At 48.6% G+C, this 22,242-nt stretch carries 15 protein-coding genes; 6 read left to right on the forward strand and 9 right to left on the reverse strand.

All coding sequences use genetic code 11. The features are described from left to right. Window positions 1–20 precede the first annotated feature (20 nt). Window positions 21–848 (reverse strand): inositol monophosphatase family protein, encoded by an 828-nt coding sequence (locus ACZ5EJ_RS01540; protein ID WP_011633527.1) that lies wholly within the window; start codon window positions 846–848, stop codon window positions 21–23. A gap of 50 nt (window positions 849–898) precedes the next feature. Here ACZ5EJ_RS01540 and ACZ5EJ_RS01545 point away from each other — a divergent pair, with 50 nt between their 5' ends. Next, window positions 899–1,645 (forward strand): RNA methyltransferase, encoded by a 747-nt coding sequence (locus ACZ5EJ_RS01545; RefSeq protein WP_011633528.1) that lies wholly within the window; start codon window positions 899–901, stop codon window positions 1,643–1,645. Between the two features lie 83 nt (window positions 1,646–1,728). On the opposite strand, the gene ACZ5EJ_RS01550 is transcribed toward ACZ5EJ_RS01545, so the two are convergent. Beyond that, window positions 1,729–2,343 carry a glutathione S-transferase gene (locus ACZ5EJ_RS01550; protein ID WP_011633529.1) on the reverse strand — a complete coding sequence of 205 codons (615 nt, stop codon included), beginning with the start codon at window positions 2,341–2,343 and terminating at the stop codon, window positions 1,729–1,731. 136 nt (window positions 2,344–2,479) lie between these two features. Between ACZ5EJ_RS01550 and purB the strand changes: the two genes are divergently transcribed. The 4 genes from purB to dnaJ all read left to right on the forward strand — a co-directional run bounded on the left by purB (window position 2,480) and on the right by dnaJ (window position 7,891). Beyond that, window positions 2,480–3,856 carry an adenylosuccinate lyase gene (gene purB / locus ACZ5EJ_RS01555; RefSeq protein ID WP_011633530.1) on the forward strand — a complete coding sequence of 459 codons (1,377 nt, stop codon included), beginning with the start codon at window positions 2,480–2,482 and terminating at the stop codon, window positions 3,854–3,856. 137 nt (window positions 3,857–3,993) lie between these two features. Further along, window positions 3,994–4,584: a nucleotide exchange factor GrpE gene (grpE, locus tag ACZ5EJ_RS01560; RefSeq protein ID WP_011633531.1), complete on the forward strand. Its 591-nt coding sequence runs from the start codon at window positions 3,994–3,996 to the stop codon at window positions 4,582–4,584. Window positions 4,585–4,647: 63 nt separating this feature from the next. After that, on the forward strand, window positions 4,648–6,591 hold the full coding sequence (gene dnaK, locus ACZ5EJ_RS01565) for a molecular chaperone DnaK (protein ID WP_011633532.1): 1,944 nt from the start codon (window positions 4,648–4,650) through the stop codon (window positions 6,589–6,591). Between the two features lie 190 nt (window positions 6,592–6,781). Further along, window positions 6,782–7,891: a molecular chaperone DnaJ gene (gene dnaJ, locus ACZ5EJ_RS01570; protein ID WP_011633533.1), complete on the forward strand. Its 1,110-nt coding sequence runs from the start codon at window positions 6,782–6,784 to the stop codon at window positions 7,889–7,891. Between the two features lie 97 nt (window positions 7,892–7,988). On the opposite strand, the gene ACZ5EJ_RS01575 is transcribed toward dnaJ, so the two are convergent. From ACZ5EJ_RS01575 to msrA, 7 genes are all read right to left on the reverse strand, one after another. Beyond that, window positions 7,989–11,333: a mechanosensitive ion channel domain-containing protein gene (locus ACZ5EJ_RS01575; RefSeq protein WP_464557303.1), complete on the reverse strand. Its 3,345-nt coding sequence runs from the start codon at window positions 11,331–11,333 to the stop codon at window positions 7,989–7,991. A 255-nt stretch (window positions 11,334–11,588) separates the two neighbouring features. Continuing rightward, on the reverse strand, window positions 11,589–11,738 hold the full coding sequence (locus tag ACZ5EJ_RS01580; RefSeq protein WP_166484987.1) for a hypothetical protein: 150 nt from the start codon (window positions 11,736–11,738) through the stop codon (window positions 11,589–11,591). A gap of 58 nt (window positions 11,739–11,796) precedes the next feature. Then, window positions 11,797–12,363, reverse strand: a complete 567-nt coding sequence (locus ACZ5EJ_RS01585) for a TetR/AcrR family transcriptional regulator (protein WP_464557305.1) — start codon at window positions 12,361–12,363, stop codon at window positions 11,797–11,799. Between the two features lie 57 nt (window positions 12,364–12,420). After that, complete coding sequence (locus tag ACZ5EJ_RS01590; RefSeq protein WP_011633536.1) at window positions 12,421–13,614, reverse strand: flavin-containing monooxygenase; 1,194 nt, start codon at window positions 13,612–13,614, stop codon at window positions 12,421–12,423. A gap of 61 nt (window positions 13,615–13,675) precedes the next feature. Continuing rightward, window positions 13,676–14,218, reverse strand: a complete 543-nt coding sequence (locus tag ACZ5EJ_RS01595; protein ID WP_464557307.1) for an OsmC family protein — start codon at window positions 14,216–14,218, stop codon at window positions 13,676–13,678. 733 nt (window positions 14,219–14,951) lie between these two features. Next, complete coding sequence (gene pepN / locus ACZ5EJ_RS01600) at window positions 14,952–17,570, reverse strand: aminopeptidase N (protein WP_464557309.1); 2,619 nt, start codon at window positions 17,568–17,570, stop codon at window positions 14,952–14,954. A 72-nt stretch (window positions 17,571–17,642) separates the two neighbouring features. Next, window positions 17,643–18,902, reverse strand: coding sequence for a peptide-methionine (S)-S-oxide reductase MsrA (gene msrA, locus ACZ5EJ_RS01605; protein WP_464557311.1), 1,260 nt, complete (start codon window positions 18,900–18,902; stop codon window positions 17,643–17,645). Between the two features lie 334 nt (window positions 18,903–19,236). Between msrA and ACZ5EJ_RS01610 the strand changes: the two genes are divergently transcribed. Beyond that, entirely contained in the window at window positions 19,237–22,221 is a 2,985-nt protein-coding gene (locus ACZ5EJ_RS01610; protein ID WP_464557313.1) for an EAL domain-containing protein, read from the forward strand. Window positions 22,222–22,242 lie beyond the last annotated feature (21 nt).

Here is a 22,242-nt window from a genome sequence, read left to right on the forward strand (position 1 = left end):
TCTCCTGTGATTAACTCAAATTACTTGGGCAACTCGCGGTTCTCGGCAAGAAGCTGTTCGGTCAGATGGGGGGTGATAATTTGCAGAAGCTGGGAGAAGATTTTGGGATTGCCTGCAACGATCTGCCCACTTTGCATGTAATGTCCGTTCCCTTCCAAATCACCAACCATACCTCCTGCTTCGAGAATAAGCAGACATCCGGCTGCAATGTCCCACGGCGCCAACCCGGTTTCCCAGAAGCCATCGTAACGTCCGGCGGCAACGTAAGCGAGATCCAGTGCCGCAGAGCCCGGGCGGCGAATGCCGGCTGTTTTGGGAATCATGTCTCTGAACATGGCCAGATAGGCATCCATATGTGTGAAATCTCTAAACGGGAATCCAGTGCCGATCAGGCATTCGCCTAACTGTGCTCGTTTGCCAACACGAATACGATGATCATTGAGAAAGGCACCGCTGCCGCGCGTGGCAGTAAATAATTCATCGCTTACCGGATCGTAGATGACAGCTTGTGACAAAATTCCACGGTGTAACAACGCGATCGAGACGCAGTATTTTGGAAATCCGTGCAGGAAATTGGTGGTGCCGTCCAATGGATCAATTATCCACTGATATTCCGATTTGTTTGCATTCCCGCTGGCACCGCTTTCTTCTGCTAGAATCGAATGATCAGGGTATGCATCCAGCAATATTTTGATAATGGCATCTTCAGCAGCTTTGTCCACTTCGCTGACAAAATCGCTGTGAGCTTTGCGCGAAACAGTCAGCCGATCCAAATCCATTGAGGCACGATTGATGATGTTGCCGGCCCGGCGAGCTGCCTTAACTGCGATGGTAAGCGTGGGATGCATGGTAAAAAATTTACTTTAGAAACAAATGACTGGAAAACCGCTATTCTAATATGAATCCTGCCTCGCCGCTCGATAATGTCCGGATTGTGTTGAGCCATACCAGCCATCCGGGCAATATCGGTGCAACGGCCCGTGCCATGAAAACCATGGGGCTGAACAAGCTTTACCTGATCAACCCGAAATCCTTTCCGGATAGTGAGGCGGATGCCCGCGCCTCCAATGCACGCGACATACTTGAAACGGCGCACGTCTGCAGTAACCTGGAGGAGGCGCTGGGGGATACTTTTCTGGCTGCTGCCCTGACTGCTCGCCGGCGTGATTTGCCGCACCCGACCTGTAATGCCAGGCAGGCAGCCATTGAGCTGATCCGGCATGCACAGCATCATCCGGTAGCGTTGCTGTTTGGCCGGGAAAGTGCCGGATTGACCGCAGCGGAAATCAGTCATTGCCAGGTAACGGTGCAGATTCCGGCTAACCCTGATTGTTCTTCGCTTAACCTGGCAGCTGCGGTACAAGTTATGGCTTATGAGCTGCGCATGGTACTTGAAGAAGATGCTGCTGCGCATTATTTTGCATCCCGATTGCCGGATGCCGCCAGCCTGCATGAAATTGAAGGATTACACTATCACCTGGAACGGGTCATGATCCACAGTGGATTTATGGATCCTGACCAACCCAAACACCTCATGCGCCGGATACGTCGTTTGTTTGCACGTACCCGGCTGGAAAAGGAAGAGGTGAATCTTTTGCGTGGTCTGCTGACTGCGGTCGATCCGCATAATTCATCCAAAAGCTGATTTTCTCCGGGCGCTCAGCCTATTCTGGCTGATGTTCCTAAAGCCACGCTGTTTCCTGGCTCTGTTTTTGGTGATTCGGTTGATTAATTCGGAGCAACGGTTGTTTTAAATGATTGACGTTCTGCCAGTTTATTAGCCAACCGAACGAGATTGGGGTAAGTATCACGCCATTTGATCTCGGCGAAACGAGCATCCAGATAACCGAATGCACAGCCGAGTGCGATGTCAGCCAAGGTCATGGATGCTCCTTCGCACCATGCTTGATCACCCAGATCCGATGAAGCTGCCTGCAGCCCCTGGTCAATTTTCTTTTGCTGACGTTCTATCCATTCCTGGCTTTGCTGTGATTCAGGGCGTTTCCGTTCAAGATAAATTGCCACGCAGGCGTCGATGATCCCGTCAGCAAGCACTTCCCAGCGCTTGACGCGCAGTCGTTCAGGTCCGGAAGCCGGAATCAGCCGGGTGGAACTGGCGCTGTCCTGGTCATCCAGATATTCAACAATCACACGTGAATCAAACAGGATAAAGCCGTCATCCATAATCAGAGCCGGTACCTTACCCAGCGGATTAACCTGGGCAACCTTGGTGTCAGGGCTGAACGGAGGATCATTGGTAAATTCATAGTCGATGCTTTTTTCAACAAGCATGATGCGTACCTTGCGTACATACGGGCTGGTCAGTGATCCAATAAGCTGCATTTCATTGTCCTTTTTGTTTTTGGAATATTGATTATGTCATTTTATCCCAGCCGGAGAGATGATGGCGAGCTGTGATAAAATGCGCGCTCCCGCACCGTGAATGACCGAATTCAAACAATCATTTAAGTATTAATTGATGGATATCCCGACACTTCTCTCACTTTCTCCATTAGATGGCCGATACCAGCAGAAGGTGGCAGCCTTGCGTCCCTTCTTCAGCGAATATGCATTAATCCGCCACCGGATTCATGTGGAAATTGAGTGGTTTAAAGCAGTAGCGAATATCCCGGTCTTGACCGGTGTTTCATCGCTGTCAGCTAGCGTAATTGCACAGTTGAATCAGCTTTCGGAGAATTTTTCCATTGCCGATGCAGAAGCTGTCAAAGCTATCGAAGCGCGCACCAATCATGATGTAAAGGCGGTAGAGTACTGGCTGAAGGAAAAACTGGCTGGAGATCAGGAAATTGTGGCGCTCTCCGAGTTTATTCATTTTGCCTGCACTTCAGAAGATATCAACAACCTGTCACACGGTCTGATGCTCAAACATAGTCGGGATCAGGTCATGCTCCCCGCGCTTGATGACATCATTAAACAACTCACAACGCTTGCCAGGGAATTGGCTGATGTTCCCATGCTTGCCCGTACGCATGGACAGGCAGCCACGCCGACTACCATGGGTAAGGAAATGGCCAATTTTGTCTACCGGTTGCGTCAGGGGCGTGAGTGTCTTGCCGCTATCACCATTTCCGGTAAAATCAATGGAGCGGTGGGTAATTACAATGCCCACATGATTGCCCTTCCAGAATTCGACTGGGAAACGTTTGCTCGTTCCTTTGTCGAGAAGCTCGGCATCACCTTTAATCCCTATACGATCCAAATCGAACCGCATGACACCATGGCCGAGCTGTTCGATGCCTACGCTCGCATCAATACGATCCTGCTTGATCTGAACCGTGACATCTGGGGCTACGTTTCACTGGGTTACTTTCGGCAGAAAACCAAAGCAGATGAGGTTGGCTCTTCCACCATGCCGCATAAGGTCAACCCAATTGATTTTGAAAATTCGGAAGGCAATCTGGGTATCGCCAATGCCTTGCTCAGGCATTTGAGTGAAAAATTACCGATCTCACGCTGGCAGCGTGATCTTACCGACTCGACCGTGCTGCGCAATATGGGGGTGGCGCTTGGTCATACGTTACTGGCCTATGACTCATGTCTTAAGGGGCTTGGAAAGCTGCAAGCAGATCCAATGCGTTTATCGGAGGATTTGCAGCATGCCTGGGAAGTTCTGGCCGAACCGATTCAAACCGTGATGCGTCGTTATGGAATAGTCAACCCGTATGAACAGCTCAAGGCTTTAACGCGCGGGAAAACGGGAATCGACCGCAGCACACTTCAACAGTTTATCGAACAACTTGATATTCCCGTGGCTGAAAGAGAACGCCTACTGCAGCTTACTCCTGCAAGTTACATTGGTCTGGCAGCGCACCTGGCAAAAAATATTAGCAACTGATCCCAGGAAGCTGATCTTCCCCGCCGCCAATCTTTACCCATTGAAACCGAGTACAGCTCCAATGATTTTTTTGTGATTTGGGGTTGAAAAGGGAAATATTGACCCCAATATCACCGGCACCGTTATAGGAGGAATCTATGCAAGAGCCACATAACCAGGAACCTATCGAAGAACAGAAACTGTCGGAAATGGAGGATACTCTGGAAAAACAGCATTCCGGTGCATCAACGGAAAATACAGAAAGAGCCGAGGAGGGTGTTGTTATTCCAGATCTTGAGCAACAGCTGAAAGAAGCAGAGATAAGAGCAGCCGAGCATCATGATGCCTGGTTGCGTGCCAAGGCAGAAACCGAGAATATCCGCAAACGCGCGCAAACAGATATTGCCAATGCACATAAGTATGCTATTGATAATTTTGCCACCCAGTTGCTGGCCGTGATGGATAGTCTGGATGCTGCGCTGGCTGTGGAAAATTCCACCATTGAGAGTTTGAAAGATGGTGTGGAGCTTACGCGCAAGCAGCTTGCAGCAGTCTTTGAAAAATTCAACATTCATACCATCAATCCACAAGGAGAAAAGTTCGACCCACACCAGCATGAAGCCATGTGCACAGTGGAATCGGATATACCTCCCAACACAGTTACACAAGTCATGCAAAAGGGGTATGTATTACATGAGCGGGTAATCCGGCCTGCCATGGTTGCTGTTTCCAAGGCAAAGAGCACTTGAGATTTTCAGGAAGACCCTTATTTCATGTTGGTAGGATAAATTTCAACTTTTAAAGGACATACTATGGCAAAAATAATTGGCATTGATCTTGGAACGACCAACTCATGCGTTGCCGTCATGGAAAACAACAAACCTAAGGTCATCGAGAATGCTGAAGGTACAAGAACGACTCCGTCGATTGTGGCTTATGCAGAAGACAATGAAGTTCTGGTGGGCGCATCGGCCAAACGTCAGGCGGTTACTAATCCGGAAAATACTCTGTTTGCCATCAAGCGACTGATTGGCCGCAAGTTCGATGAAGAAGTAGTGCAAAAGGATATCAGTGTTACACCATACAAGATTGTGCGCGCTGATAACAACGATGCGTGGATAGAAGTGCGCGGCAGGAAAATTGCTCCACCAGAGGTTTCTGCACAAGTGTTGATGAAGATGAAAAAAACAGCCGAGGATTATCTGGGTGAATCGGTTACGGAGGCGGTTATCACTGTTCCGGCATATTTCAATGATTCTCAGCGGCAGGCCACCAAGGATGCAGGGCGTATTGCGGGACTGGAAGTCAAGCGAATCATTAATGAGCCAACTGCAGCAGCGCTTGCATTCGGGATGGACAAGAAGGAAGGTGATCGCAAAATTGCGGTATATGATCTGGGAGGGGGTACGTTTGATATTTCAATCATTGAAATCGCAGAAATAGAAGGTGAACATCAGTTTGAAGTACTGGCGACCAATGGCGATACTTTTTTGGGAGGAGAGGACTTTGACTCCAGTGTGATCAGTTATCTGGTAGAAGAGTTCAGGAAAGAGAGTGGAATTGATCTGAAAAAAGACATGCTGGCACTGCAGCGGCTCAAGGATGCGGCAGAAAAAGCTAAGATCGAGTTGTCTTCCAGTCAGCAGACGGAAGTAAATCTGCCATACATTACAGCAGATGCTTCGGGTCCCAAACATCTGGCAGTCAAGATTACACGAGCCAAACTGGAAAGTCTGGTTGAAGAGCTGATCGAACGCACCGCAGGTCCTTGCCGGACTGCGCTTAAAGATGCGGGGTTGTCTGTGTCTGACATTGATGACGTGATTCTGGTTGGCGGTCAGACTCGCATGCCGAAAGTTCAGGATAAGGTTAAGGAAATTTTTGGAAAAGAGCCGCGTAAGGACGTCAATCCTGACGAGGCGGTTGCAATTGGCGCCGCGATTCAAGGCGGAGTATTGCAGGGAGACGTCAAGGATGTGCTGCTGTTGGATGTTACGCCGCTATCATTAGGAATCGAGACACTGGGTGGTGTCATGACCAAGCTGATCCAGAAAAACACCACTATTCCGACCAAGGCCCAGCAAATATTTTCAACAGCGGAGGATAGCCAGACAGCGGTTACCATCCATGTGCTTCAGGGTGAACGGGAAATGGCATCTGGCAATAAAAGTCTGGGTCAGTTTAACCTGACTGATATTCCGCCGGCACAGCGCGGAATGCCGCAGATTGAGGTGACTTTTGATATTGATGCCAATGGAATCTTGCATGTCTCGGCCAAAGATAAGGCAACTGGCAAAGAGAACAAGATCAAGATCCAGGCAAGCTCCGGGTTATCCGAGGATGAAATCCAGAAAATGGTAAAAGACGCCGAGACACATGCGGAAGAGGACAAGAAGGCGTTGGAGCTGGTTAACAGCCGTAATCAGTGTGACGCCATGATTCATTCAGTTAAAAAATCATTGACTGAATATGGCGACAAGCTGGAGGCGGATGAAAAATCCAAAATTGAGGCAGCCTTGAAAGATGCCGAGGAAGCGCTCAAGTCTGGGGACAAAGAGGCAATTGATGCGAAAACACAGGTATTGACCGAAGCCTCACACAAGCTGGCCGAAAAAATGTATGCCCAGGAACAGGCACAAGCCGGTCAGCAGGCAGGTCCGGGTGCCGGATCAGCCTCTGCTGGTCAATCCGGAGAAAAGCCGGTTGAAGGCGAGGTTGTTGATGCTGAGTTCGAGGAAGTCAAGGATAAAAAATGATTTTCCGCAGGGCTGATGCAAAGTTCACATAGCAGTAACTCGTACTGAAAATATACGCAGAGAAAAGAGGAAATGACTATTTTCTCTGACCTCTGCGTTTTATATCCCTTATTACAATGGACCTTTTATCAAATTGCTGGAGTAATCGGCACAACGATGTCTGGATGATTTCTACCAGCAGGAATTTTTTATGAGTCAACGTGATTATTATGAAGTACTCGGTGTCGGCCGGGATGCGGATGAGAGCGAGCTGAAGAAGGTATATCGGAAGCTGGCAATGAAATACCATCCTGACCGGAATGCGGGTGATGCGAAGGCGGAAGAACGATTCAAGGAAATCAAGGAAGCCTATGAGGTGCTGTCTGATTCCAACAAACGTGCTGCTTACGATCAGTTTGGTCATGCCGGCCTGAATGGCGGAGTGGGCGGAGCGGGAGCGCAGGGATTCAGTGACGCTTTCAGTGATATTTTCAGTGATCTGTTTGGCATGCGCGGAGGTGGACGCTCTAGTGTCCATCGTGGCGCTGATCTGCGCTATAACCTGGAGATTACACTGGAACAGGCGGCGCGTGGTACAGAAACCAAAATACGTATTCCCAGGCAGGAAGCCTGTGATACCTGCCATGGCAGCGGTGCAAAACCGGGGACATCTCCCAAAACCTGCCCAACTTGTAACGGACATGGCCAGGTTCGTATGCAACAGGGTTTTTTTTCGATTCAGCAAACCTGCTCACATTGTCATGGCAGCGGCAAGATTGTTTCCGATCCTTGCACGGATTGCCAGGGAGCAGGGCGAGTCAAGCGTCATAAAACCCTGTCTGTCAGAATTCCGGCTGGTGTAGATGAGGGCGACAGTATACGCTTGACTGGGGAAGGAGAGGCTGGTGCAAGCGGCGGGTTGGCAGGTGATCTGTATGTGGTCATTCATCTGGCCAGCCACCCTGTTTTTCAGAGAGAGGGAAACCACTTGCATTGCGAGATACCAATCAGTTTTACCGTGGCGGCATTGGGGGGGGAAATCGAAGTGCCCACGCTTGATGGTCATGCTCGCATCAAGGTACCAACTGGAACCCAGACCGGTAAGATTTTCCGTTTGCGCAGCAAGGGAATTACCGGTGTACGTAATCAGTCAACAGGCGATCTGCTGTGCCATGTTGCAGTGGAAACACCAGTTAATCTGACTCCGCGCCAGAAGGAATTGCTCGAAGAATTCGAGTCTATCAGCCAGAAAGATGGCTCATTGCATCATCCACGTGCAAAATCCTGGATGGAGAAAGCACGCGAGTTCTTCACTGAGTGAAGCCAACTTAACGATAATCAGCGGTGGATATTTCCGTAAACCTTAATCTGCCGCTGATTACCAAGTTACCTGAAGGGCGTCTCTGAAAATCCAGTAGCTATTCTGTCTTTTTCGCTTGATCGATGGCTGCCTTTTCTGTGCTTTCTGGTTGCAAATGTACATCCATCTGCGGGAATGCAATTTCGATTCCTTCTTCTGAGAAATGTTGGTTGATTAACACATGCAGCTCATGCATCAATTTCATTCTGTCTGACAATTGTCCGGCAAATACCCACAATTCAAAGTTCAGAGAACTAGCACCAAATCCCAAGAGTAATGCGGCCGGTTCTGGATCGCGTAATACCAACGGATGATCATGTGCAATTTTCAGTAACAGTGCACGCGCCTTATCACAATCCGAGCGGTAGGCAATCCCTACCGGAATTATTATGCGCGTAGTCGGATCACTCAACGTCCAGTTAGTGAACTGTTGCGTGATGAATATCTTGTTGGGCACGATGACTTCTTTGCGATCACCGTCGATCAAGGTTGTTGCACGAATGTGAATCTTGCTGACAGTACCGCTGATATTGTTTAATGTAATCACATCTCCGATTCTGATGGGGCGTTCAAACAACAGAATCAGACCGGAAACAAAATTGGCAAATACTTCCTGCAGGCCGAAGCCCAATCCGACGCTCAGTGCAGCGACCAGCCACTGAATGTTTGACCACTGCATCCCCAGTTTCTGAAGAGTTACCATCAACCCAATGATCACGATTGTGTATCGGAGCAAGGTGGTCATGGCATATCCCGTACCACGGTCGAGCGATAAATGTCGCAACACCAACAGTTCAAGTGTGCCGGGCAGGTTATGCGCAGCAATCATGACAAGGCTCAGAATAACGATTGCAGCCAGTAATGTTTTTAATGTAATGGGTTGTAGAATAACTTCACTATCGATTTCCACCGATGTACGCCAGATCGTGATCTTCTCCAAAAAACTGAGTGCGGGCAGTACATCGATCCAGATAAAGCCAAGTCCGGTAATCAGCAATGCCCAAATGCTGATTTTCAGCACAGTGGCGGACTGCTTGCTGATCGTTTTGACATCAATGTAGTTGTCATCGAGTATATCCGCTTCACTTTTGCCTGATGCTGAACGTTGGGCCTGTATCTCCTCCCGTTTCTCGATTGCACGTTCGAATGCGATTCTGCGCTGGATGATTAACAGGCTGCGAAAACTTACAAAAAAGGTCAACGTGCAGAATATGATCCAGCTGATCGACTGGAATATGAGCAGGTATTGATAAATGGCAGCAAAATAGTAACCAATGGCTGCCATGATGATCATGCCGATTTGTAACACGAACAGGAGCGTCATCCAGAATCTGGGGTTGAGCATCAGATAGAATGATTCACCCTGATAAAGCGCCTTGCCGGAACGTGTGACGGCTATCCATCCCGAAGCAAACACTGCGAGTACCAGGCACAGCAGGATGAAAGTCAGCCGGCCAAAGCCATTGCGGACGAGATCATCGTCTAGCGCGTCGGTGAAGGCGATGATGATGCACAATAACGCTATGACAGGTGCAAAGCGTCTGGTATCCCGGTGCATTTTATCGACCAATTTTTCGGAACATCTGAATTGACCGATCAGTAAGCCTTCCGGGTGAAACAGCAACAATATGAACGACCAGATAAAAGCGGCAATTGCTGCTACATGTAGGCTTACCGAGAATGCATGGCCGATTTCTGTATTGGTACCATGATGCAGAATCACCGATGACAACTGGAAAGGCAGGTAAGCCAACCCCGATATCAGCAATGTAGCCAATAGCATCCCTACGGGATATAACAGCCTGTCTTGATTGACCTTTCCCCGCAAACTGTTTCCGATACGTGCCCAGGAAAGGTAAACAGGCCAGTATGTGTACCGGAAGATGGTAATTATCAGCGCAAATATCGCATAAACGATCAGGATATTTTTCCATGTTGCATTGATTACTTTCTCGGTTGCTGCCTGTGTTTTACTTGAGGTTAACCAAGTGATGGCATCCTGAATATCCTGTACGACATCTAGAGAAATGGGTTCTGCACTGCGTGTCACCAGCAGGTTCTCTTTCAGTAACAGCTTGTGCTGACCAATTTTCTCGATAAGCTGTTGTTGAATGGTAAGAAGGAGTTGCAGTTCCTTGATATAACCGTGCAGTACCTGGGAAAACTGGTCGATTATCTGCTCGCGGGATTGTTTCAGTTCATGAAACGCATCAGTGAGCTGCTGGTAAGCAGGGGTGTTGTCTGCCGGTATTTCTTCCCCGTTCATAATCTGCTTGAAATAGCCATGCTCGTTCAGCATTTGCAATTTTTCCTGCTCGAGCTGGAATAGCTCCAACCTGGCACTGTTCAAGTCTTTTTCGGTTTGTGTGATAGCCGGCTCGACCATGATTTCCTTGAATTGCTTTCTGACTTCCGTTCCGAGAGCAGTATCCTCCACCTTGAGTTCGAGCCGTTGTTGTAGTGCCGCATAACTTCGTGTGATGAGAGTAAGACGCTTTTCACTACCAGTTTTCTGGTTGATCAACCGGGTTGAAAGTTCGGCGTAGCTGCTGAGCTTTTTGGCCAGTGACTGATTATCCAAGGCATATTTCTCTAGTCCCGGATACTGCCACGTTTTTTCGACCAGCAATTGCTGGGATTTTTCGACCACTTGTTCAGTTTCAGCACGCTTTTTCCGATTGATTTCTTCAGCGAGTAACTCGGTTTTCTGCTCTAACGCCTGAATTTTGGGCTGCAGGGAGAGTTTTTCCTGAAGCGTGGTGATTTCTATGGCATTGGGCAATACCAGCGCTTCCAATTCCAGCATGCGCGTTTTGTCAGTCAGCGCCTGTAATTGTGCTTCACGATAGTTTTCCAGCGCAGTAAGTATCTTTTTGTCTGTTGTTTTGTGGGTTTCAGAAGAATCTTCTGTCAGTTCTGCCCGTAAAGTGTTGATGGATGCCAGCTCTTCCCGTATGGTGACTGCACGTTGTCGCAGTTTGGAGATCTCAGCCATCAGCTTCTGTTGCTGGTTTTGCAGATCGGATAAGTCAGCCTGTGCTGCAATATGGCGTTGCTCTAGTTCTTCCGGCGGCAATTTGGCCAGCTTGTCCGGCGTGGTGATAGCGATTCCTGGCGGTACCTGGCTCTTTTTTAGATTCTCCAGCTGTTTTGGATACTGTTCCAGTTGCCGGGAATAATTGGCAGTCTTTTTCAGATATTCCTGATGATCAAGCAATACCTGTTGATGGTTATTATAAATTTCGTGCAACCGCTTCTTTTGTGGCGTTTCCTCACCATTGCCCGATACGCTGAGTTTTGCTTGAATCGCCTGGAGTTCTTCATCCAGCTCGCTGGCATGGACGTATCCAATACCTGTCATGATCAGTAATAAGAAAACCGTAATGTGAAGCAATCTGTTCATGTATTAATCGTAATGAAGGAAATCTGTCGAACCGATTTTTATCGGCCGCTGAGGTCTGTGCTGGTTCTTTATCAGCCAGGATGAATGACTTATGCTACCAGTTTTTTTCTGGCGTGGAATTCCGGATATCTCATAACGACAGTTATCAGTCCGGGAAAATATCAAGCTGGCCCAGAGAGTCGCAGGATAATTTTCCAGGCTCCTGAATACGCGCTTCCTGCGAAATGATGCCTGATAGATAGCTTTCAGCAGGAATTAATTGATAAGCCTTCCGGGTAGGTTTCCGCCGCTTCCCCGCGTATTGATATGAAGCTGCATGCCGATCAGTACAACACTTGTCACCACGACAGGAGCAATGAAGAGGCGTTTAATGTTGATAGATAAGTTTTCCCAGATTGTGATCATTCTTTCCCTCCTTATCCTCGGATTTACGTGGTTGCCAAGAAATCAAAAAAACATGAATTTATTTGGAGCTGCGTAAAATATCGGCAGCGGCCAGCTTGCCGACATGTGCAATCTCGCCATTACCGGTAACCATGGCCGCTACAATTGTCCCGTCGATCAACAAATTCAGCTTTTCCGTGACCATTTCAGGATCACGTGCACCGCTTTCTGCCACTATTGCTACGAGTCTGGCAGTAATTTTTTCTCTGTGATCGTTGGCGATTTCCTGTATCCAGTTGTTACATTTTTCATGCTCGGCGACGGCGTTGATAAATACACAGCCGTAAAAAATTTCACTATCGAACCAGTCCTGCATTAAATCGAACAAGGCCAGAACGCGCTCATCTGGTGGACAGGTCATTTGCGGGAGATCGCAGTCGAACCAGTGGAACCATATACTGGCCTCCGCCTCAAATACGGCCTTGAGCAGATTCTCCTTCGATCCATAGTGGGTATAGAGGCTACGCCGGGATACACCGGATTCTTCGATAATCCTGGCAATCCCCGTTGCGTGAATACCCACCTGGCAGAACAGACGTCGTGCTGTCTGCAGGATTCTTTCCTCGACAGAGATTTTTTTGGGCATTGTTTTTAGATTAACCAGTGCTTTATCAGGTAGCAGGGAAAGGCGGAAAAATTCCTGTTAATTTTCCTGCCTTGTACCGAGTTGTTGACTGAGTTTTCGGGCAATTTTGTCGGCCTCCAGCCGGATTTCATTTAACTGGCCGCTGAGTGGATTGACCTGCCCGATAAAATACAGGCGTGGTGCATCCGGAAACTCCTGATCACCTGCAATTTTGGCTCGGCCTTTTTCATCAGTAATGCCAGGTATTTGAATGAGCTCAGGGAAGCCGGTGCGGAATCCGGTCCCTGCAACGATGATATCCGGCTGCAGAGTCGTAGTACCCGGATTGGTATTTTGTGCTGCTGGAATGGCGCTTAGAACTTCTACTGTTCCACCCGATATTTTCTGAATCGGCCCGACAATTTTGATACGACCGGCACGGATATCGTCCACGAAAGGCCGATAAAGAATTGGTACGACATTATTGATGGCGTACTGCTTTAACGTTGACATGGTGGGAGAGGGAAGCCCGTATGCGGACAGATCACCAATCATGGTGCGCCGCAAGAAACTCAGCACGCTATCCGCCAGTGAATTCGGCAGTTGCCTTAACACTATTCCAAGCCCGACAAAAGGAATACCCAAAATACTCTTGGGCAGAAGTTGTGGCGGTGTTCTGACGGACATAATGACTGAACTGGCGTATTCGGCCAGCCGACTGGCAATTTCGGCGGATGAATTGCCGCTACCAACCACCAGCACATGCTTGTCTGCATATTCCTGTGCATTTTTGAATTGCGAGGAATGAATGATTTTTCCGGCAAAAGTATTCTTGCCTTCCCATTCAGGAATAACCGGAATGCGATTGGTACCTGTTGCAATAACTACGGCGCGGGATTCAAATTGCTGGTTATCGATACTGGTAATCTGCCAGATATCGCGTTCATGGCCGTAGCGGATTTTTTCAATCTCGATGCTGGTCTGTACCGTAAAACCACCACGTTCAGGCATGTTCTCAAGCAGTGCTACCACTTCATCACGTGAAGGCCAGCCACCGGCTGACAGGGGAAATTTGTTACCCGGCAATGCAGAACAGAAACGGCCCGTATTCAGGCGTAGCCCGTCGTAATGATTCCGCCAGACATCGCCGACAGCAGGCGTGCGTTCCAGCACCAGCGGGGTGAAGCCTGCTTTGGTCAGTTCATGTGCGGCTGACAGACCGGCCGGACCGGCGCCTACTATGGCTACATCATGGATATCACTGGTATTCATCTGTTCTCTCCTTTCGGTTTCAATCAGAACTGCCTCGTAGATACATGATTCGTGGCATGCTTTACTTCGGCTGGTGATGAATTTCGATATTGACCGGTACCGGGCGCATGATGGTATCGGGTATCGGCGCAGTTTGTTTCAGCTTCTCTAGTAGTGCGAGTACTTTTTCTTGTGGTGTATCGGTTTGAATTTCCACGACTACGTTGATGTCCTCAAATCCCGGGTTGCCTGCCTCAACTGCATAAGCCACGCCAAAATTGATGCGCCCCGAAACATGTAATCGCAATGACTCCACGTTGATACGGGCAGCAGATAATCCACCGATATAAGAGGCAGCCAGGCAGTGACCGACAGCAGTCAGCAACAGATCCTGCGGAGAGATGCCCGTGCCTTCGCCACCGTAACGCAGAGGTTCATCGCCGATAATCGTCTGGCCATCGGTAACATTTGCAGTGGTATGGTAGCCGCTATCCCAGACAACCGTTGCCTGGTATTTGGGTTTGGCCATATCACCGCTGCGATCTTCACTGATCTGTTTTTGTATGACAAAAGATTGTTCAATATTGATTCCATTGACAATATTTTTAGTATCCGGGGCACTCATTGTTAACCTCCTGATATGAGCTATTGCTATAAGTAGACCATTCATTCTCTTTCGAGCCGATAATATACCGGGAAGAATGAAATGGCAAGGTTGGGGTGATCTACTTACTCTGTCATTGTGAAAATCTATGGGATTGAAGCAATCCAGTAATGAGCAAGTTGCGAACCCTAACAGGGGAAGCTTATGAAGAAAGAGAGATCAAGCAATGTCCACTACCAAAGTCAGACAATCTTTGAACGGCATAGATGTTACGCGGCTGGTAGCATTATTGGCACCATTAAAAAATCCAGAACCGACCTCCTGCCGCTTTCGTGCAACCAGTATAGTACCCAGCTCAGCGGAGGGCGCTCACGGACAGCGATTTAAGGTTTCTGGGGAGCCAAGCGAGAAGATACTTCCCGTATCCAGCCTTTGGTGATGAACCATCGGCATTATTGGGTACCAATCACGGGCCTAATGCGGTAGAAGCAGTGTTACACAGTTTGGCCTCGGGTCTGGCTGCGCGCGTTGCTTATAATGCTGCAGCGCGTGGTATATTGATTCAAAACTTTAAGTTTGATCTGGAGGGAGCTTGATATACAGACATTTCTCGGTCTTTCTGATGAAATCAGGCCTGGTTATAGCTAAATTCAGGTGATTTATCGGATAAGAACCTGTTCTAAGTTGTTTTACGGATGTTCCAACTCTGCTGAGAGAGACATTAACGTGTACTGAAGACACGCAAAAATACCCTTTAGTTCAGGCTCTTGCTCACCACCTCGTAAACATCCTTGCTTAATTCACGTTGCGACAGTGATTCCAGCGCTTTTCGCATTAATATGGCGTGCTCGTCAATAAACTGATTCCAATGTGTTAATGGTGTCAACAAGCGAGCAGCTATTTGCGGGTTGCGATGATCAATGTCGGCGATCTGGTCAGCTAGGAATTGGTAGGCTTTACCGGAGCGATCATGAAAACTGGCAAAGTTTTGATTGGCAAAAGCAGCGATCACGGCACGCAATTTATTCGGGTTGCGGGCATCAAACGCCGCATGGTTTAAGAGCTCGTGTACTGCCTGCAATACATTACCCCAAGGCCGTGTGACCTGTACCTGGAACCACATATTGACGACCAGTGTTTCGTGCTGCCATTGCTGGTAAAAAGCCTGCAGCGCTTCCTGTGCGGTTGATCCGGCGTGTTCAGCATGCACCAGTGCTCGCAAGGCAGCAAATTGATCGGTCATGTTGTTTGCCTGGGCAAATTGCTGCTGCGCTAGATTGCGGTAGCGCGCATCATTAATATGCAGCAAATAAGCCAGTGCACGGTTACGTAAACTGCGCGCTGCCATCGCTGGTGCGGATAATCCTTGTACCTTGTCCTGCAAAGTCTGATAACAACCCAGCAGTTCTGGCTGTAACTGTATGGCAAGCTGTTGCTGTAATTGCTTTCTGGCCTGGCTGATCGCTGTCGGGTTGGCTTTATCGTACAGGCTGGCCAGATACTGTTCGCTGGGTAAGTCCAGCATGCAGGCCAATAAAGCCACATCCATGGATGCATGGTCAGCCAGCAATTGTTTGAGTGTATCCACCAGCATAATTTGTTCTGCATGGTTATCCTTGCCGTCGATAGCGTTGCACAACACTATGCGCATCAGGCTTTGCATGGCATCCCAGCGACAAAAGCCATCGCTATCCAGCAGAATCAATTGCTGCAATTGTGCTAACTGATAAGCATAGAAAATCTTCACTGGTGCTGAAAAGCCACGTAATAAAGATGGTACCGGATTCTCAGCCACCTGCTCAAAGATGATGGTTTGCTGATCCTGACAAATATCCAGTACGGTTTCTGTGCCTTTGTTCTGTCCATCAATCACCAAAGCAAGCACACCCTTGCTACCATAAAGCGCGATTTTGAGGGGAATGTGCAGCGCTTGCTTTTCTGTTTGTCCGGGCGTTGCGGGCGTATGCTGGCGGACGGTCAGGCTGTATTGCTGGCGAGCAGCATCGTAGCTGTCGCTGATATACAGTTGCGGGGTGCCGGCTTGTGAATACCACAGACAAAACTGGCGCAAATCCTTGCCGGATACTGCTTCCATACACTGGACAAAATCATCGCAGGTGACTGCCTGGCCATCGAAGCGGCTGAAATACAAATCAGTAGCACGACGATACTGTTCTGGCCCCAGAATATTGGCCAGCATGCGCACTACTTCAGCACCTTTCTCATAAATTGTTACGGTATAGAAATTGGATATTTCTATATAGGAATCCGGCCGTACCGGGTGTGCCATCGGGCCGGCATCTTCAACAAACTGCACGCTGCGTATCACATTGGCATCTTCGATGCGCTTGACTGCACGGCTGTTCATGTCCGCTGAAAATTCAGAATCACGATAAACGGTTAAGCCTTCTTTCAGGCTTAACTGAAACCAGTCGCGGCAAGTGATCCGGTTGCCGGACCAGTTATGAAAATATTCGTGACCAATTACTCTTTCCACACGCTGGAATGCCGCATCGGTGGTGCTGGCCGGGTGAGCCAATACGCAGGAAGTGTTGAATATATTCAGCCCCTTATTTTCCATTGCCCCCATATTAAAATCATCTACGGCGACAATCATAAAACGATCCAGATCATATTCCCGGCCATAGGTTTGCTCATCCCAGCGCATGGCTTTTTTTAATGACCGCATGGCAAAGTGGCATTTATCGCTGTCTTTTGCTTCAGTATAGATTTGCAGCAAAACCTGACGGCCTGACTGGGTAGAAAAGTGATCTTCCAGGCAGACTAAATTACCTGCAACCAGCGCAAACAGATAGCTGGGTTTCTTGAAAGGATCGTGCCAGTGTACGATGCGCTTGCCAGCGTACACTGTATCAGACAGGCAGTTGCCGTTGGAAAGCATAGTCGAAAAAGCACCTTCCTCAGCAATGATGACTGTTTCAAATTCGCTCATAACATCCGGGCGATCCAGATAGTAGGTAATCTTGCGGAAACCCTCGGCTTCGCATTGTGTGCAATACATGCCGCTAGAGCGATACAGCCCTTCCAATGCGGTGTTTTTCTCGGGATAGATACGTGTTTTGCACTGCAGGATAAAGTGCTCAGGCACGTTGTGAACGGTCATGTTTTGCGGGGTGATCTGATAATCCCCGGCACCAAGTGGGTGTTCATCAACTGCCAGAGAAAGTAATTCCAGTTGCTCGCCGTGTAGAATCAGGTGATCGGCGTGAGTGCTGTGCGGGTTGCGGACAATGGTCAGCTGACTATTGACATCGGTATAGCCTTCATGCAATTTGAAGGTCAGATGGGTTTTTTCAATTAGAAATTCAGGTGCGCGGTAATCAGCAAGGTAGGTAACAGTGGTGGTAGACATGATCAGCCATGAGAAAAATAGTTCTAAACAGGTATTAACCCACTTCAGCCTTCTGATTTCAAGTTACGCAGATTAATCCGGCACAAACTTCAGGACATTGCCGTTGATGCAGTAGCGTTTATGACTGGGGGGAGGGCCGTCATTGAATACATGGCCGAGATGAATGCCAGAGCTGGCACTGCGCACTTCAATCCGCTGCATATAGCCGGAGTTATCTTTGTGATAGGTGACAGATCCTTCAGCCGGTTCAAAGAAACTGGGCCAGCCGGTTCCGCTGTTAAATTTGGTCTGGCTACGAAACAGCGTGACACCAGTGATCGGATCAACAAACCTGCCCGGACGTTTCTCGTCCAGATTGGAGCCGGTGAAAGCGTGCTCGGTCCCCTGCTCGAAAGCAATTTTCTGTTGTTCCGGTGTCAATAATTGAAACCCGAGCCACTGCCAGAATTTTTCCTTTTCTCCGTTGTAACCAGTATAACGCGCCACCTCCTTGCCTTTGCTGAACAACACCATTGTGGGAGACGCAAATAAGGGTTTGTCCAGTACCCAATCGGTAGGTGGGCTGGCATTCATTGTCACGTTCATGGGAACGTCTGCCTGCCAGTGGTCAAGGATATCCTGTTTGAATTGTACGCAAAATTCGCAGTTTTCTGATTCAAACACCACCAGTTGCCGATCAAAGTTTAAATCCTTGCTGTCAAGCGGCTGTACGGAAGGGGCGGCTGAAGTTGCGGTTGTATCTTTTGTATGATCTGCAGCAGGGTATTTCACATCTATGCCGCCCAAGCCACAGTAGCCATCCGGATTTTTCTTCAAATAATTTTGATGGTATTCTTCCGCGGTGATGTAGTTTTTGAGGGGCAGGATTTCAGTCGTAATCTGGCCATGTCCAGCTGCTGTCAGCGCTTGCTGGTAGGTATCACGTGTGGCCAGCGCGAGGGTTTTTTGATCCTCATCGTGATAGTAGATAGCACTACGATAATTACTGCCGATGTCATTCCCTTGGCGATTACCTTGAGTGGGATTATGACTTTCCCAGAATTTTGCCAGCACGCTTTCCAATGATACTTGTTCAGGATCAAACGTCACTTTAACTACTTCGGCATGATTGCGTCCGGCAGCTCTGCCAATACGCAACGCGCGTTCAAAATTCAGAATATCCTCATAACCTACACCGGCGCGGTCACCACCTGCATAGCCGCTTTCCACATCAACCACCCCGGGCAGCTCTCCCATGCGCTTCTCGGCACCCCAGAAACAACCCATGCCCAGAACAATATAATTTGATTTTGAATCAGTAGTTTGATTTGAGCTTACAGAGCTGGGTATCACGATTTTCTCCATTGCAAAGACAGTTATAACCATTGTTATTATCAAGATAATTAATGCAGCAATAATTGTTTTCATTTTTAGTGTGCTTTAACAAATATATTTTTCAGACATCCTGGAGTATCGCAAGTTCTCGTTTTATCAGGTTGTCATGATAAGTTCATACTTGCCAAAGCGTCATTTCTGTTGCCGTGAAGTGACGGAAATATTTGATATGCCTGTGATTCCAGAGCCATTTCTTATATTATCGAGCCGGTCAATTTTGATAGTTCTATGGATGTGGCATAGCAGGTGACGATTTGCCAGGGTAATTTGCTCAATTGAGTAATCAACAATAATGCGTGTTCTTTATATCTCATGCAGTCAAAGTGATGTTGATAGCGTACAACGTGCATTAGTGCAGGAGGCAGCCGGGATTAAGTTGGCTACGGTGACGAATGTACAGGATGCGCTGGCGCTCTTGCCCGCTGGTCCGGAACGAACTGCTGATTTCGATGTACTGCTGGTCGATTATTGTTTGCCGGGGATGGATGGTCTTGAATTTATCAGGTTGTTGCGCAAAGAGCGCAAACTGGACATTCCTGTTGTGCTGATGACCGGCCAGGACACCGATGCGGCAACTGCACTGGCACAATGTCCGGAGGTGGAAGGTTATCTGATCAAGCATAAAAACAATCTCTCCGGGATTCTTGCAACATTAGAGAAGGCGCAGTGGCTGGCCGAGTTGACGCGTGAGCGAGTCAATACAAAACGGGCAAATTTGCGCCTCTCCCATTTGCTGGCAGCTAGCCCGGTGATTCTGTACAACCTGCATTTTACAGAGGATTTGCCGCGACTTGTCTGGGTTAGTGAGAACGTTGAACAGGTACTTGGCTATACCCCGGAAGAAGCATGTATTCCTGACTGGTGGATTTCACATTTACACCCGGATGACCGGGATCAGGCAGTGGCGCGCCAGTCAATTCTGATATCCGAGGGGCAACTGGTGCATGATTACCGTTTTTATCATCGAGACGGGCGGATCGTCTGGTTGCTGGATCAATTGCAGCTAATTCGGGATGCCGGTGACCGACCATATGAAGTTGTCGGTACCTGTCTGGATATCAGTGAACGAAAACGAACTGAACTGATCCGGCAAGCGCAGCAGTCAGCATTGGATCTGATTGTTACCAACCAGTCGCTTCCAGTAATTTTGAGTGATATCGCGAAGCATCTCGAAGCGATCAATCCCGACATGCTGGTTTCCATTTTGTTGCTGGATAAGCAAACAAAGCGCCTGAAGCTGGGAGCCGCACCCAGTTTGCCGGATGATTACAATGCGGCAGTCAACGGCCAGGAGATTGGTGAAGGGGTAGGCTCCTGTGGTACGGCTGCCTTCCGGGGTGAAACGGTCATCGTGTCTGATATTGATCATCATCCGCACTGGCAGCATTTTCTGGATTTGACACGCAAGGCCAATCTTCATGCTTGCTGGTCCCTGCCGTTCAAGGATGAGCACAATGATGTGCTGGGTATTTTTGCCATCTATCATCATATCGCGTGCGAACCATCGCCAAAGGATCTGGAACTGATCCGGGAATTTGCGTCCTTTACGGCGCTGGCCGTGCAAAAGGTTCGGGCAACAGAAGCTTTGCGACTTTCTGCCACGGTATTTGCATCCATCCGTGAAGGGGTCGTGATTACAGATCTGGAGCCACGTATCGTTGCAGTCAATCGGGCATACATGAGGATAACTGGCTACAGTGAGGAACAGGTGCTGGGCAAGAATCCCAAGATTATCAAATCAGGTCTCCACGACAAGACGTTTTACCAGGCAATGTGGGCTACCTTGAAGGCAACAGGGCACTGGAGTGGAGAGGTCTGGAATCGTCGCAAAAATGGTGAGATCTATCCACAATGGCTGACGATCAATGCGGTATGTATCGATTCATCCTGTTGTGATGAAAGCAATTCCTGTAATTATGTTGGTGTATTTACCGATATTTCTCAAATAAAACAATCTGAAGCACAACTGGCACAACTGGCGCATTACGATCCGTTGACTGGTTTGCCCAACCGGCTGTTGGCACAGTCACAGCTGCATCAAGCCATAGAGCGGGCGCAACGACATGGCCGGCTGGTTGGTGTGCTCTATATCGATCTTGATCGTTTCAAAAATGTTAACGATAGTCTGGGCCATCCAGTCGGAGATGAGCTGCTGATCAAACTGGCCGAGCGCATGAAGAAGCGGGTACGTGAAGAAGATACACTGGCACGCCTGGGCGGGGATGAATTTTTGCTGGTGCTGGAAGATGTCCGTGATCTGGGTGATCCAGCATTTGTTGCGCAAAGCCTGATCAATCTGCTTACTTCTCCGTTTGTGCTGCCTAGCGGGCATGAGATTTTTATTAATGCCAGTATCGGCATCAGTCTGTTCCCAGAGGATGCGAGCAATGCGACTGAGTTGATTCAGCATTCTGATATGGCTATGTATCAGGCAAAAAAAGAGGGCCGCAATACCTATCGCTATCATACGGAAGCTTTGAGCGTTGCGGCGAATGAGCGGCTGATTATGGAAAATCGTTTGCGTTACGCCCTCTCAGCTGAGGAGCTTATCTTGCATTATCAGCCGTTAGTAGATGCGCGTACCGGTTATGTGGTTGGGGTAGAAGCATTGGTGCGCTGGCAGCCGCCAGGAAAAGCCATGGTGCCACCAGGAAAATTTATACCCATTGCAGAAGAAACGGGCCTGATCGTGCCGCTGGGAGAATGGGTGTTACGCACCGCCTGCAAGCAGGCTCGTGCCTGGATTGATGCTGGTTTGTCCCCACTTGTTATGGCGGTTAACTTGTCGGTACGGCAATTCCAGTCAGAAAATCTGGTCGGCATGGTGCAGCGGATACTGGAAGAAACGCAGCTTCCGGCTGATTACCTGGAACTTGAATTGACCGAGAGCATGTTCATGGAGCATGTGGAACAGTCGATTGAAACGTTGAACAAATTGAAGACGCTTGGAGTTCACCTGGCGATTGATGATTTTGGTACGGGTTATTCATCATTGATTTATCTGAAGCGCTTTCCCATCGACAAGCTGAAAATTGATCAACGTTTTGTGCGTGATCTGGCGGATGATCACAATGATCGCGAAATTGCTGCAACGATTATCGCCATGGCGCGTGGGCTAAAGCTGGGTGTCCTGGCAGAAGGTATTGAATCAGAGGAGCAACTGGCTTTCCTGCGTCAGCAGGACTGTGATTATTATCAAGGATATCTGTTTCACCGGCCGGTACCGGCAATAGAACTAGAAGCCTGGTTGCGTGAGCATTCGGTGCCCAATAGATAGGCGTTACCGTAAATCTGGTTT

The sequence above is a fragment of the Nitrosomonas sp. TNE100 genome, assembly GCF_055387135.1.